Source organism: Nocardia sp. Marseille-Q1738 (assembly GCF_965283145.1).
On record NZ_CBDIMS010000002.1, the window covers coordinates 560,608 to 574,686 of the forward strand.

12 protein-coding genes are annotated in these 14,079 nt (G+C 69.4%); 5 read left to right on the forward strand and 7 right to left on the reverse strand.

The window, feature by feature from the left end; all coding sequences use genetic code 11:
• Nucleotides 1-12 precede the first annotated feature (12 nt).
• Genes ACWPXK_RS10970 through ACWPXK_RS10980 form a run of 3 tightly spaced genes read right to left on the reverse strand, consistent with a single transcriptional unit; the run spans nucleotide 13 to nucleotide 2,684 of the window.
• Nucleotides 13-459 carry an SRPBCC family protein gene (locus tag ACWPXK_RS10970; protein ID WP_454195956.1) on the reverse strand — a complete coding sequence of 149 codons (447 nt, stop codon included), beginning with the start codon at nucleotides 457-459 and terminating at the stop codon, nucleotides 13-15.
• Nucleotides 460-513: 54 nt separating this feature from the next.
• On the reverse strand, nucleotides 514-1,893 hold the full coding sequence (locus tag ACWPXK_RS10975; protein ID WP_454195957.1) for an alpha/beta-hydrolase family protein: 1,380 nt from the start codon (nucleotides 1,891-1,893) through the stop codon (nucleotides 514-516).
• Nucleotides 1,890-2,684 (reverse strand): hypothetical protein, encoded by a 795-nt coding sequence (locus ACWPXK_RS10980; protein ID WP_454195958.1) that lies wholly within the window; start codon nucleotides 2,682-2,684, stop codon nucleotides 1,890-1,892. Before ACWPXK_RS10980 ends, ACWPXK_RS10975 begins: the two co-directional genes overlap by 4 nt.
• A gap of 240 nt (nucleotides 2,685-2,924) precedes the next feature.
• On the opposite strand from ACWPXK_RS10980, the gene ACWPXK_RS10985 reads away from it, so the two are divergent.
• The gene (locus tag ACWPXK_RS10985; protein WP_454195959.1) at nucleotides 2,925-4,166 is read left to right on the forward strand and encodes a sensor histidine kinase; all 1,242 of its coding nucleotides are present in this window, start codon (nucleotides 2,925-2,927) and stop codon (nucleotides 4,164-4,166) included.
• A 196-nt stretch (nucleotides 4,167-4,362) separates the two neighbouring features.
• Nucleotides 4,363-5,028, forward strand: a complete 666-nt coding sequence (locus ACWPXK_RS10990) for a response regulator (protein WP_454195960.1) — start codon at nucleotides 4,363-4,365, stop codon at nucleotides 5,026-5,028.
• 7 nt (nucleotides 5,029-5,035) lie between these two features.
• On the opposite strand, the gene ACWPXK_RS10995 is transcribed toward ACWPXK_RS10990, so the two are convergent.
• The gene (locus tag ACWPXK_RS10995; protein WP_454195961.1) at nucleotides 5,036-5,929 is read right to left on the reverse strand and encodes a hypothetical protein; all 894 of its coding nucleotides are present in this window, start codon (nucleotides 5,927-5,929) and stop codon (nucleotides 5,036-5,038) included.
• A 265-nt stretch (nucleotides 5,930-6,194) separates the two neighbouring features.
• On the opposite strand from ACWPXK_RS10995, the gene ACWPXK_RS11000 reads away from it, so the two are divergent.
• Nucleotides 6,195-8,030, forward strand: coding sequence for a protein kinase domain-containing protein (locus tag ACWPXK_RS11000; RefSeq protein WP_454195962.1), 1,836 nt, complete (start codon nucleotides 6,195-6,197; stop codon nucleotides 8,028-8,030).
• Nucleotides 8,031-8,035: 5 nt separating this feature from the next.
• Here ACWPXK_RS11000 and ACWPXK_RS11005 read toward each other — a convergent pair whose 3' ends face one another.
• The 3 genes from ACWPXK_RS11005 to ACWPXK_RS11015 form a co-directional block, all read right to left on the reverse strand.
• Nucleotides 8,036-10,528 carry an FtsX-like permease family protein gene (locus tag ACWPXK_RS11005; RefSeq protein ID WP_454195963.1) on the reverse strand — a complete coding sequence of 831 codons (2,493 nt, stop codon included), beginning with the start codon at nucleotides 10,526-10,528 and terminating at the stop codon, nucleotides 8,036-8,038.
• Nucleotides 10,529-10,676: 148 nt separating this feature from the next.
• Complete coding sequence (locus tag ACWPXK_RS11010) at nucleotides 10,677-11,384, reverse strand: ABC transporter ATP-binding protein (protein WP_454195964.1); 708 nt, start codon at nucleotides 11,382-11,384, stop codon at nucleotides 10,677-10,679.
• Between the two features lie 51 nt (nucleotides 11,385-11,435).
• Nucleotides 11,436-11,744, reverse strand: a complete 309-nt coding sequence (locus ACWPXK_RS11015; RefSeq protein WP_454195965.1) for a hypothetical protein — start codon at nucleotides 11,742-11,744, stop codon at nucleotides 11,436-11,438.
• Between the two features lie 159 nt (nucleotides 11,745-11,903).
• Here ACWPXK_RS11015 and ACWPXK_RS11020 point away from each other — a divergent pair, with 159 nt between their 5' ends.
• Together ACWPXK_RS11020 and ACWPXK_RS11025 are read left to right on the forward strand one after the other, a co-directional pair.
• Nucleotides 11,904-13,217 (forward strand): sensor histidine kinase, encoded by a 1,314-nt coding sequence (locus ACWPXK_RS11020; protein WP_454195966.1) that lies wholly within the window; start codon nucleotides 11,904-11,906, stop codon nucleotides 13,215-13,217.
• Between the two features lie 198 nt (nucleotides 13,218-13,415).
• The gene (locus ACWPXK_RS11025) at nucleotides 13,416-14,069 is read left to right on the forward strand and encodes a response regulator (protein WP_454196413.1); all 654 of its coding nucleotides are present in this window, start codon (nucleotides 13,416-13,418) and stop codon (nucleotides 14,067-14,069) included.
• Nucleotides 14,070-14,079: the final 10 nt, after the last annotated feature.

Sequence of the window (14,079 nt, forward strand, 5' to 3'; positions counted from 1 at the left end):
TTCGGAGCCCTCTCAGGGGGTTCGCAGCGACTCGGCTTGCTTCCGGACGCCTCCGGTCATGCCCTCGAAGCCGCGTCGCAGATTCTTGCCGAGCAGCGCGACGACCACGGGATGCAACCATCCTCCGAGTTCGAAGTGCGACTCGTAGCGGGTGCGGTCGTCCGCGAGGGGCGTCACGGTGTGTGAACGCAGGCTGTGCAGCGCGCCCAGGGAAACCGGTTTCATCGCGTAGCTGAATTCGCGGCCGGGCGTGTGGGAGCGGATCCATTCGCGCTGTTTGCGCGGGCTGGAACCGGAGACCTGGACGAGCATGTCGATCGGCTCGCCGGGAATCAGGGAGCTGCGGCACTCCGAGACGAACGGATTCCATTCGCCGTAGCGGGGGAAGTCGGTGATCACCTGCCAGACCAGTTCGGCGGGGGCATCGATGTCGACGGCAAGGTCGATGACAAAGGCCATGGAGGAATTAGAACACGTTCTATGGAAGATGGGTGGATGCGCCGGGCGAACCGATCAGCAGCCGCCCATGGCGGTGCCTTGGTCGAACCCATAGCGGTGGCCGTGACCGGGAGGAGCGTCGAGCGCGGCGAGCAGGTCGGCCGTGGTCTGCGCGAAGCTGATCAGCGGAAGCCACTGGGGAACCGGGGCGTCGACCCGGGCGCCGGTGAGGTCCGGCGCGCGCCACACCTGTGTGAGCGACCAGTGGATCACCGGGTCGGAGGTGTTGGCCAGCACGGTCGCGCCGCCGCGGTGGACGTGGTTGGCCGGGGGTCCGGCCCACAGCGCCGCGCAGGTCCGGTTGTCCTGGTCGGCGTCGTCGGCGAAGACGGCGTTGCCGCCCAGCGCGCCGAGGCTCTGGCCGTACACATAGAGCTTCGGCTTGTGCGTGAGGCCTCGGAGGTGGTTCTCCACGGCGGTGAACAGGCTGCGCGCGGCGGTCACCGCGGCGTCGCGGCCGAACACGAACGTCGCCCAGCTCGGCAGGTAGGAGTACTGCAAGCCGACCAGCGCCACGTCACCGTCGAAGCGTTGGTCGAATCCCGCGACGGCGTTCGCATCGATCCATCCCGACCCGGTCGGCACCGTGATGACCAGATGCGAGCGTGTGAAGCCGCCGGAACGCTCCAGTTCCCGAATCGCCAAGGCGACGCGGCTGTCCAGGTCCGGCGCCGAGGCCACCCCGACGTAGACCCGCACGGCCCGCACCGGCGCGTCGCTGACGAACTTGCGTCCCTCGGCGCCCAGCGACGGCCAGCTCACCGCTGACGCGGTGCTACCCGAGCCGTTATGCGAAACCGGCCGTACGAGAGCGGGATCCAGCTCGGCATTGGCGCTGGCATACACGGAATCCCGCCACCCGACGACAGCGGGCGCGCCGACGAGATACAGCAGAATCGCCACGACCGCGGTCAGCGATACTCCCCGCGCCCAGCCCAGCCTGCGCAGTGCCCAGGCGATCGAGCGGGTCGCGCCGACGAACAGCCCGATGATCAGCGCGGCGCCGAGTGTGCACCGCAGCCAGTAGTCCGTTCCGATCCGCGGCGTTCCCATCGCCGCGCGCAGCCGGTTCTGCCAGTGACCCGCGTTCGCCGCCGCACCCACGACCAGTACCGACGTCGCGATCAGCAGGGGTAGTCGCACCCAGCCCTGGCGTTGGTTGATGTCGAAACCGAACCGTCGCCCGACAACGCGCAGGACTCCCGCGACGCCGAGTGTGATCGCCGCGAGGAGCCCGGTCAGCACGGCGTGGGCGCTGGGCGTACGGGGCAGCAGCCCGGGCGCCAATGATGCCAAGACGCCGATCCCGGTCCCGAGTGTCGTGCCGATCCGTGGCGGCAGGACCCGGCGCACGGCCCCGGGCAGTGTGGCAGCCCGGTGGAAGGGGGCGGTCATCTCCGAATCCCGGAGACTCCAGCGGTATTCGCCGAACCGACCGCGAACACGACCCCGCGCCGCCGGTTGCGCACGGTGAGAACGGCGCCGAGCCCGGCGATTCCGGCGCCGAGCACTCCGAGCAGCTTCCAGCTCGCCGTCGAATCGGAATCCGCGGCTCCGAGCAGGTGCTCGACCACCGGTGCGCCGTAGTCCTGGCGACGGGAGTTCAAATCGACGGCGGTGTTCGCGATCGACGCCATCGCGTCGCAGCGGGCCCGGGAGAACGGATCCACCCGGGTCGCGCAGGCCTGGTGCATCTGCCGGTCCAGCGTCGCGTCCAGGGCTTGCCGCGCCCACGGCCCCAGCGGCTCGCCCCGCTGGTCGGCGTAGCGCAGCAGGTCGTAGCCGAGGTCGTGGGCCTTGCATGCGGTATCGAACTCGGTGGGCAGGGTCACCGGCGAGGAACAGTCGCCCCGTGGATTCACGACGAGGCCGTCCACGGCGCTCGGACGGTAGCCGAACGACGCGACGAAGTCCGGCGGGATGGTGCCGAGCGCGCCGGGGTCGCCCGCGGTCAGTTCGGCGACAGCGGCACTCACCTGCGTGCTCTCGACCGGCGCGGACGCCGCGGCGGCCCGGGGCGCGGGGGCGAGGAACACCGTCGCCGCCATGGTGGTCAACGCCGTCGCCGTCAGCGCCACGTAGCGTCGCGTCTGCCTGGAAGCGGAAGATATTGTGGCGGAACGGGTCCGGGCTCCTGCGGCCGATGCGGACCGAGTCACGGGCCATGCGCTGGTCGGTGTGCTCATGGCGAAGACGTTAGGGAACCGGTTCGTGCGGGCGCCTCACGCCCGGGAAGGTTTCCCGCGCCATGCCGCCGGGGGAGCCGCCGTACCGGGTCGCACCGGGGTACCGCACCGAAATCATCCCTGCGTATGAGGCCGCGGTCGCTGGAGGGTTTCTAGTGTCATAGGCATGAGCAGTCAGGCCCGGAGGCGGCGGCGGAGTGTAACCACGGAGGGCCCTGCTCATGCCGAAAGGAACAAAGCATGAACCAACCAAGTCGTGCCTGGGCGCGGCGACTGGACGCACGCACCTGGTTCGACCTCGGCGCGCTGCTGGTCGCGCTGATCTGGTACTCGGTGGCCTGGCCGACCTTGCATCTGACCCACGCGGTGCCCGCCGCCGCGCAGCCGTTCATCGCGGCGCTGGCCGCCTTCCCGGTGCTGCTCGCGCGGATCAATCCGGCGTTGGGGTGGGCGATCTCGGCGGGTTCGGCGCTGGTGATCGCGCTGGCCATTCCGCATCAGCCGAACAACGAGCTGCCGTTCCAGGTCGTGCACGTGCTGTGCCTGCTGGTGCTGCTGTTCGCGGTGGCGCTGCGCGCGCAGGGGCAGATCGTTGTGGTCGCTTGGGCGGCCACGGCGCTGTTGTTCGCGACGACCATGCCCGGCGAAGGGGAGGCGTTCGCGAACGCCGCGTGGGGCTGGCCGATCGCACTCGCGGCGCTGGTGCTGTTCGGCCTGCTCATCCGCTGGCTGGCGCTGTCGCGGCGAGAGTTGGTGCGCCAGGAGGAGGAGAACGAACTCGAGCGGGCCCGCCGGGCCATCCTGGAGGAGAAGGCCCGCATCGCCCGCGACCTGCACGACGTGGTCGCCCACCACATGTCCCTGGTCGTGGTGCAGGCGCAGACCGCGCCCTATCGGGTCGATGGCGTCACCCCGGCCGCTCGCGCCGAGTTCGAATCGATCGGCGCCACGGCGCGCGAGGCACTCAACGAGATCCGCGGCATGCTCGGCGTTCTGCGCAGCGACGGCCAGCTGCCCGAGCATGCGCCGCAGCCGAAGGCAGCCGACGTGGTCGGCCTGTTCGAGGGGGCGCGGCGCGCCGGAGTCGACGTCACCTGGACGGTCGAGGGCGCGCTGGACACGATCCCCGAGACCATCGGACTCGCCCTCTATCGCATAGCCCAGGAATCGCTGTCCAACGCCTCCCGGCATGCTCCGGGCGCCGCGGTCCAGGTGCGCATTGTGCGCGGCGCGGACCTGCTGTTCACGGTCGGCAATGGACCGGGGGCCACGCCCGCCCGCCCGGTAGGCAACGGTGGCCACGGCATCGCGGGCATGCAAGCCCGCGCAGTGGCTGTCGGCGGCGACGTCTCGGCCGGTCCGCGCGCCGACGGCGGCTTCGAAGTCCGGGCCCGCCTCCCGCTCGCGCTACCGACCATCGGCGCCGGCACCACACCTGCGCAGGCAGCATCAGAACTGGTGAACGCTCGAACGCGGCCATGAACACGAGTGCTTCCCGGCGCAGCGGGAGCCGAGCACGGCGGGAGCGGGCTCGGGCTGCGATGCGCCACCGAGGCCGCGATGCTCCAACGGTCGAGCGGCATTCGTGCGGTGGCGCCCGGCTCGCGGGGTGCGGAAGCGTGCGGTCCAGCGGGTGAACGGGACAGCGCGTGTGTGCGAGCGGCAATTAGGGTGGGCGGTGGGAATTACCGTGTTGATCGCCGATGACCAGGCCATGGTGCGGCAGGGGTTCGGAGCGCTGCTCGCGGCTCAGCCGGACATCAGTGTCGTCGGCGACGCGGCGAACGGGAAGATCGCGGTGGCCGAGGCCAAGCGGCTGCGCCCGGACGTCGTGCTGATGGATGTGCGCATGCCGGAGATGAACGGACTGGACGCGGCCCGCGCCATCCTGGCCGCCGGATTCGATCCGCCGGTGCGCGTGCTGATGCTCACCACCTTCGACATCGATGACTACGTCTACGAGGCGCTGAGCCTCGGCGCCAGCGGATTCCTGCTGAAGGACGCGCCCGCCGAGGAACTGGTCCGCGCGGTGCGAGTGGTCGCCGACGGTCAGGCACTACTCGCGCCGACCGTCACCCGCAGGCTCATCGCCGATGTCACCCGCCGCCGCACTATCGCGCGGGCGAAGCCGGCACCGGAGCTGACCGCGCTCACCCCGCGCGAGCGGGAGGTGCTGGAGCTGATCGCCAAGGGCATGTCGAATACCGAGATAGCCGAGACCCTCTTCGTCGCCGAGCAGACCGTGAAAACCCACGTATCCAAGGTTTTCTCGAAGCTGAATCTGCGCGACCGCGCCCAGGCCGTCGTCCTGGCCTACGAGACCGGCCTCGTCACTCCGGGCTGATCCGTGCTCACAGCGGCGGGCAGGACCCGCCGCGCACCTCGTCGAGATGACGTCCGAGCAGCTGCGCCATCCGGCTCAGGATGGTGGTGGCGTCGTCGAACGTGCCGGAATCGGCCTGCGCCGCGAGCGCGACCGCGATCATGCCGGACCGTACCGGGACAAGGCCGAACTGGCGGACGGTGTAGACGCCGGTCACGTCGTCCGGCCCCCAGCCGCCCTTGAACGCCGTGCCCTCCAGCACGCCGAGACCCCACGCCTGCTCGGGTGTGATCTCCGTCATCAGCTCGGTGACGTGGAACGTCTCGGGCAGGCACGGCAGGCGGGACGCGAAGCGGGCCTGGTTGGCCAGCGTCCACTCGGTCCCGCCGAAGGAGGTGTAGTCGAGCGTGGTGCGCGGGCCCGCGACACCGGTCGTGGCGTCGCCCGCTTCGTCGATCACGTCCTGCACCGCCTTGGCGGCTTCCAGCCCGTCGCCGAGCGACCGCCACAGCGCATCGGCGGCGGCGTTGTCCGACCAGGTGATGGCGGCCTCCACCTCGTGCAGGATCCCTTCCTGCCGGTCGTGCCGCAGCGCCGCGATCGCGAGCGGGACCTTGATCGTCGACCACGCGATGCCGCTGACCCAGTCGCCGAAGATGGTCATCCGGCCGCCGCCGACGGGCATGATCGCCATGCCGACCTGTCCGGCCAGCTGCGGCTGGAGCTGAGTGAAATCGGCGGCCAGCGAGTCGGGCATGGAGACCGCGAGATTCGGCCGCCACGTCCCGGCGGTGTCGACGACGACGGGGGGCGGTTCGGCGGCCGGCCCCTCGCCGGAAAACAGAGCGCAGGAGGTCAGCGTGAGCAGCACCACCATCGCCGAAGCGCGCAGCACCGAACCATATCCGGTCGACCTCACCACCGAGTCCTCCCCACCACCACGTGCGCGTGCTCGCTGTTCATCGGCGGTGCAAAATAGCTGATCGGGCCCGTCCGGCAGGTGACCGGGCGGGAGACATCGTCACGCGACACGCGACAGCGTCGCGAGAACGATATCTCGGGACATAGTTTCGCCGATTTTCGCGGAGAATTCGAAACTCAGTGGCCACGGCGACACCCGGTAGGCTCCAGGATCTGTACGGAGCGCCCGGACGTCCACGTCCGGCCGTGGGTCACCTGAAGGGGGCGTGTTGCTCAACAGCGGTGCGGTGTTCGCCGGGTTCACCATCGAGAAGCTGCTCGGCCAGGGCGGCATGGGATCGGTGTATCTGGCCCGTCACCCGAGACTGCCACGGCAGACGGCGCTCAAGCTGCTAAACCGCGAGCTGTTCGCCGACAAAGAGGTCAGGGCGCGATTCGAGCGGGAGGCGGACCTGGCCGCGCAGCTGGATCATCCGAACATCGTCGCGGTGTACGACCGCGGCACCGAGGACGAGCAGCTGTGGATCTCCATGCAGTACGTCGACGGCGTGGACGCGGCGACGGTGAATCCGCAGAGCCTGCCGCCGGAGCGGGCCGTGCAGATCATCGAAGGCGTCGCCGCCGCATTGGATTACGCCCACGGCATGGGCGTGCTGCACCGGGATGTCAAGCCGGCGAACATCATGCTGGCCCGCTCGGTGGGCGGGCACGGGGAACGCGTCTTCCTCACCGACTTCGGCATCGCCCGGTTGCGTGAGGATTCCACTCACCTCACGCAGACCGGCATGTTCACCGCGACGCTCGCCTACGCCTCGCCGGAACAGATGACCGGCGCACACCTGGACCACCGCTCCGATCAGTACTCGCTGGCGTGCGCGCTGTACTGGTTGCTGACCGGCGTCGCTCCCTTCGACGCCCCCGCCCCGGCCGAGATCATCCGCGGCCATCTCCAGCTGCCGCCGCCCTCGGTCGCGGCCGTGCGCGCCGGACTCCCGGCCGCGCTCGACGCGGTGATCGGGAAGGCGATGGCCAAGCGGCCCGACGACCGGTACGCCTCCTGCGTCGAGTTCGCCACGGCCGCACGGCAAGCGCTGACCGCGCCCGCGCCGACGATCGTGGCGTCGCAGTACCAGCCGCAACCGGCGCCCACCGTCATCGCGCAGCCGTCGAGTCCGGCCTATCCCGGGCCGGAGGCGAGTTCGCCGACGTATGTCGCCGCGGGGTCCGGCCCGGGCTACACCGCGCCGCCGCAGTACGCCTCGAATCCGACCGCCGGACTGTCCGAAGCATCCGCGGTGGCTCCGCCGAGTTACGCGGCGGTGCCGCAGCAACCCGGTTATCCGGCGTCCTCGCCGAGTTATCCTGCGGCACAGTCGATTCCGCCGAATATGCCGCCGCCGATGGGCTACTCACCCCACCAGCCACCCGGCTATCCGCCCGAACGCCGTTCCCATACCGGTGTGATCGTGATGGTCGTGCTGATCGTGGTGGCGTTGCTCGGCGGCGTCGGCATCGTCGCCGCGAAGGTCGGATTCTCCAATTCCGACTCCGCGTCTCCACTGGATCTCGGCACCAAGGCGCCCACGGGACCGGCCGACGCCGGGACGCTCGCCAAGGCGTTCCCGAACTTGCTGCCGCAAGGTGTGGAGACGAAGTACAACGTCGGCTCCGGCCCGGGATACCGGGACAAAACCTGTTTTCTCAACACGGCCGAACCGGGTGACAAAGTGTCCGCGGCCGACGGTGTGCCCGACTTCCCGAACTGGGCAACGGCCTGGAATTGCTGGGGCACACCGATCAACGAGCCCGATTACGTCCTCATCGCCTTCAAGTCGCCGCAGGACGCGCAGGCGGCGGTACGCGACCTGCCGTCCAACACCGCCGCGACCGAACGCAACAGTGGCAAGTCGTATTCGACCTACCGGTGGCAGTCCGGCAGTGGTTTGCCGGACGGGTTCCTGGTCGTCGATTTCCAGGACGATCCGGCCCGATCCAGCTACCTGCTGTTCGCCACGGTGACGCTCACCGACAGCATCCCGACCTCCGGATTCGGCATACCCGCCGCTGAATTCGAGGACTGGTTCGCCGACCTGCCGCTGTAACGAGCTCAGTCGACGGCGAGCGCCTCCACGATGGGCAGCCGGGCGGCTCGCAATGCGGGCGGAATCGACCCGAGCAGCGCCAGCGCCAGCGCGATCACGCCGTAGACCAGCACCATCGGGCTCGGTTGATAGGCGACGTCGATGGTCAAGGCGTGTCCCATCGCGACCGACGCCAGATACTGCACCAAGGCGCCGAGAAGCAAACCCAGTACCGCCCCGACGATTCCGATGCCCGCGGCCTCGGCGAGCACCGAACGCATCAGGAATTTGCGCCCGCTTCCCATGGCGCGCAACACCCCGAGTTCCCTGCGGCGGTCCAGCACCGAGAGCATCAATGTGTTGAGCAGCGCGACCGTGGCCACCAGCACCACGATCCAGAGGATGGCATTGCTCATCACCATGCCTTGCCGAATGCTCGACGAGGCGGCCACCACAGTATTCGCGCCGGTGTCGACGTTCAGTTCCGGTGGCACCACTTGGCGGATAGCCGCGAGCACCGCCGCGCGATCGGCGCCGGGTTCGATGTCGACCGCGATCACCGTCTCGCCGGGCCGCTCGTACCAGGCGCGCATCAAATCCAGGTCCATCATCACCACGCCCGCGATCGCCGAGAAGTACGGGATCACTTGCAGCACTCGCACGGTGCGCGGCCCGGTCGGCGTCGGCAGGGTAAGCTCCGCGCCCGCGCTCACGCCCAGCGAACGCGCCACGTCACGGGAGATCGCCACACCCTCCCCGGCGGACAGCCGGGCGACGTTCTCGTCGGTGAGCATCCGCATGCGGGTTTCCCTGGCATCGGGCGGAAATCCTTGCAGCATCACACGACTGCTGCCGAGCGTGGCGAACGCCATTTGCGCCGGGCTCAGATGCGCGACGCCGGGCACGGCGACGAGCTTGTCCGGCAGATCGGCGGGCAGCAGCGGCCCGGTCGGGAATTGCGCCATCGAAGCCGGGCTGACGTAGACGTCGTTCTTGGCCAGATCCTTGAATGTCACGGTGGCCGAATCGATCATGTTGCTGGAGGCGCCACCCATGCCGACGGTCGCTGCGACGCCGATCATCACCGTCATAGCCGTAGCCCAGACGCGGCGCGGCGCGCGTTCCAGTGTGGTCGCGCCGAGCGCGCCCGGGGCGCGGAACCAGCGTGCGATCCCGGCGGCGGCCCGCACGATCGGACCGGTTGCGCCGAAACACAGCAGGATGGCGGCGACGAACGAGATCGAGATCGCGGTCAGCGAATAGCGGCCGAGATCGCTGCCTGCGACCAGCACGGCGGCGCCGACCAGTCCGGCGCCCAGCGCCACGGCGAGCCACCGCAGCAGCGGGCTCGCCGTATCCGTTCGGCCCACTCCCACCGGAGCCAGCGCCTCGATGGGCTGGACCTTGTACACCTGGCGCGCGGCGAGGGACGCCGCGAGCACACTGGTGAACACGCACGCCGCGACCGCGAACGGAATCACGTACCAGGGCACCAGATACTCGGTGCGCGCCTCCACCGACTGCACGATCGCGGTGGGCAGGGCGCCGATCGCGATCCGGCCCATGAACACGCCCAGCACCGCGCCGACCGCGCCGCCGAGCACGCCGAGCAGCGCCGCTTCGCCCAGCAGATCACGCACCATCGGCCCACGTCTGCCGCCGATGGCCCGCAACAGCGAGAGCATCGGCCTGCGCTGGGCGATCGCCATGCTCATCGCGTTGTAGATAAGGAATGCCGAGACGATCAGCGCGGCGGCGGAGGCCATCGTGGTGGAGTACCGGACGATCTGCACCACGCCGCCCGCCTGCGCGGTGCGCAAGCTCGGCTCGGCCACCACCGCGCGACCGTCCACCGCGGCGGTCACCGCCGCGCGCAGCTGCCCGAGGTCGGCGCCGTCGGCGGGAATGATCTGCACCGAATCCAGCCGCCCGGCCCGCCCGGTGATCTTCTGCGCGAGCCCGAGCGGAGCCGCGATGAGGTGCCCGCCGTTGAGATTCCCGGACGTCTGCTCGTCGAGGACGCCCGCGACCGTGACCGTTGTGGCGCCCAGCGTGAACCGCTCACCCTCGGAGCGACCCAGCGCCGCGCCGACCAGTACCCCGTTCGGTACCGACAGCAGCTTTCCCGCGAAACCGCTCATCGGAGCGGTCAATTCGCTGCCCAGCGCGCCGATGGTCGAGTCGGCGCCGATCAGCAGCGCACGGTCCGCGCCGGTGCCGAGCTGCATCCGCAACATCGGCACCGCCACCGCCACACCGGGAGTGGTCGTGATCTGACGCAGTACCTGCTGGTCGAAGCCCGCGTCGGTAACTCCGGTGACCTCCAGCTGCGCCTTGCCGCCGAGGCCGCGGGTCAGCTTGTCCACCGAACCGGTCACCGATCCGGAGATACTCAGCACCGCGACCAGCAGCGACGCCGAGACACCCATCACGACCAGCGACATCAGCGTGCGGCCGCGATGGGCGAGCAACTCGCCGATATTGAACAGCCGCAGGCGATCCCACGCCGCGCCGATCATGCGGTGTCCCTTCTCGCGTGAGCGGGGCCCTCCGTGGTCACGCTTCGCTGCCGCCTCCCGGCCTGACCCCTCACGACTGCGCCTCGCTGACGCTCGGCTCCGTCGTGCGCGGTGCCCGCTGTGCCGATGATTCGCTCGCTGCGCTCACTCATGCGTTGACCGTCCGCTCGACCCTGTCGTTGGAGCCGATCCGGCCGTCGCGCAGGGTGATCACTCGATCGCAGTAGGTCACCGCGCCCATGTCGTGGGTCACCATCACCACCGAATTGCCCGATTCGGCGATCTCGCCGAGCAGCTCGAGGATGGCGGCGCCGGTCTTGGAATCCAGGTTTCCGGTGGGCTCGTCGGCCAGGATCAGCGGCGGGTTCATGATCAGCGCCCGCGCCACCGCGACACGCTGCATCTGACCGCCGGACAACTCGGCGGGCCGGTGTTCGGCTCGCTCGGCGAGGCCGACCAGGTCGAGCAGCTCCAGCGCGCGCGGCTTGGCCTTACGCAAACCGGTGCCGTCCAGCAGTTTCGGGATCGCCACGTTCTCCCATGCGGACAGCGTGGGCAGCAGGTTGAAGAACTGGAAGACGAAACCGACCTGATGGCGCCGGAACCGCGACTGCTGCTCCTCGTCGAGCGCGCCGATCTCCTCGCCCCGGAACCGGATCGAGCCCGCGTCGGGAGTGTCCAGCGCGCCGAGCAGGTGCAGCAGGGTGCTCTTGCCGGAACCGGACGGCCCGATGATCGAGGTGAATTCACCAGCCTCGATACGCAAGCCGACCTCGTCGAGTGCGCGGACGGTCTGACCGCCGACCCGGTACTCCTTCGTCACGCCCGATAACTCCAGCATCGCCGGATCAGACATCGTTGTCCCCCGTTTCGTTCGGTCGATCAACAGTTCTTCGTTCCTCGCGCGTTACCGCGCCATGGCCTCCGACGCGTGGTTGCGGCGACGATACTGTGCGTCGAGCACCGCGCGCAGCACCGGCTGTTCGGCGGCCAGCTCGAGGTATGCCTCGACCTCGGTGAGTCCCTGCTCGAGTTTCGCATCGAAATGGATCTTCCACCGATAGCGCAGCGTGAGCAGCAACCCTTCCTGGCCACCGAACAGCCGCTCCAGATCGGGGATCCCCGCGAACAAGTCGGGACCGGCGGGATTGATCGCCGCTCGGGCGAGCACGGTGTGCACGATGTCGGTTCGAGCGTGCTGTTCTGTCCAGGACATGGCCTTCGCCTTCCGTCGGTGAACTACCGCTCACGTTACGGACGCGAAGGTCGCGTTGTCGTCGTGCCAGGGACCCGAATACGTCTCCGACCACGGTAGGAGGGGCGGCCCGCTCGCGGGACGATGTACCGCCTCGCGGGCGGCGGCTAGCCTTACAGAATGGGTGTGACCGGCGTCTCCGAAGCACCGCCCGGTGCGCCGCGAACCGGGCGCGTGCGCGCCGCGCTGCTGCGCACCAGGCAGCGGTGCGTCGAGTTCGGGCGCGATCCGGTGGCGGCGTTCCGGCGCAATGTCGAGCAGCTTCCGTTCGACTATCCGCCATCGGTCATCATCAGCATCGATCTCGCCGTGCTCGTCGTCGCGATCGCGGCCGCGGTGCAGCGGCACGATTACTTCCCGACCGCGCTTCCGATCATCGCGGTGCTGCTGACCTATGCCTTCGGGCCGCTGTACGCGTTTCTCGGCGTCATGCCCCGCCCGTTGCTGCTCGGTGTGCTGGCCATGGCCGCGGAAGCGTTGTTCCTCGCCCAGCCCGTCAGCGCCGACTTCGCGCCGTTCGTGCTGGTGGCCGCCGCGGGGGAGATCGCGGCGATCGCGCCGAAACGGGTGAGCATTCCGGTCACGGTGGCGATGATGCTGCAGTTGGTTGCGTTCGACGCGATACACCACGTGCCGGAGGGACTGCCGACCTACCTGGTCGGTATCGCGTTCGGCTGGATGGCCGGGCTGATGATGCAGTATCAGCGCCGCTTCCTCTACCAGGAACGCGGCTACCAGGACATCCGCGCCGCGCAAGCCGCCGACGAGGAGCGCCACCGGATCGCCCGCGAGGTGCACGACGTGATCGCGCACTCGCTGAGCATCACCCTGCTGCATCTCACCGCCGCACGGCACGCGCTGCAGACCGACCGCGACGTGGACGAGGCCGTGGAGGCGCTGACCGACGCGGAGCGACTCGGCAGGCAGGCCATGGCCGACATCCGCCGCACGGTCGGCCTGCTCGACGCGCGGCCCTGGAAGCAGGTCGCGGAACCGGGCGTGGAGGACATCGAGGACTTGGTCGGCGACTTCGTGCGCGCCGGGTTGGACGTGCGCTACGCATGCGAGGGCGACCTCGGCGCGGTGTCGCCCGCCGTCGGGCTGGCTTTGTACCGGATCGGTCAAGAGTCGCTGGCGAACGTCGTCAAACACGCGCCCGGCGCGTCCGCCTCCGTCCGGATCGCGGTGGACGCGGCAATGGTGACGCTGACGGTGGACAACACCCTGCCCGCCGGGGTGCCGCCACAACGCGGCGCGGGAATGGGTGTTTCCGGCATGCGGCAGCGCGCCGAATTGCTCGGCGGCCGGATGACGGTCGGCCCGACCGGCGACGGCTGGTCGGTGCGGGCAGGCATTCCGCTCGCACCCGGTCGCGGCGGATTCTCGTGTTCGATACTGCCCGGCGCCACGCCGACACCACGGGAGGGTGTGTGAGGGAGCGTCAGCGAGTGAACCGAGGACACAGCGCGCTCTCGCGCACGACGGAGCCGAGCGCCGGTGAGGCGGAGTTGTGAGGGAGCGTCAGCGAGTGAACCGAGGACACAGCGCGCCCTCGCGCACGACGGAGCCGAGCGCCAGCGAGGCGGAGTCGTGAGCGTCCCATCTCCCGCCAGTGGGGAAGTCGCCGTGACCGTGCTGGTGGTGGACGATCAGGAACTCGTGCGCGGCGGTCTGCGGCGCATCCTGCGCCGGCGCGATGGATTCGTGGTGACCGAATGCGCCGATGGGGACGAGGTGCCCGCCGCCGTCGCGGAGTTCCATCCCGACGTCGTGCTCATGGATCTGCGCATGAAGCGTGTGGGCGGCATCGATGCCACCCGGATGCTGCGGGCGCGCGACGGCGCCCCGCCGGTGCTGGTGCTCACCACCTTCGACGACGACCAGCTGCTGTCCGGGGCGCTGCGAGCCGGTGCCGCCGGATTCATCCTCAAGGACTCACCCGCCGAGGACCTCATCCGCGCGGTGCGGACGGTCGCGGGCAGCGGAGCCTGGCTCGACCCGTCGGTCACCGGTCGCGTGCTGTCGGCCTACCGCACGGTGCGGCCGGTGAACACCCGATCCGACGCTCGCCTGTCCGAACTGACCGCCCGCGAGTACGAGGTGCTCGAATTGATCGGTCGCGGCCGGGTGAACGCGGAAATCGCTCGCGAGCTCGGCATCTCGGAAGTGACCGTGAAAAGCCATGTCGGACATATTTTCGGTAAGCTCGAACTCCGGGATCGGGCCGCGGCGATCGTGTTCGCGTTTGACCACGGAGTGGTGACACCCGGAGAATCCACTCGTTGACGGGTGGGCT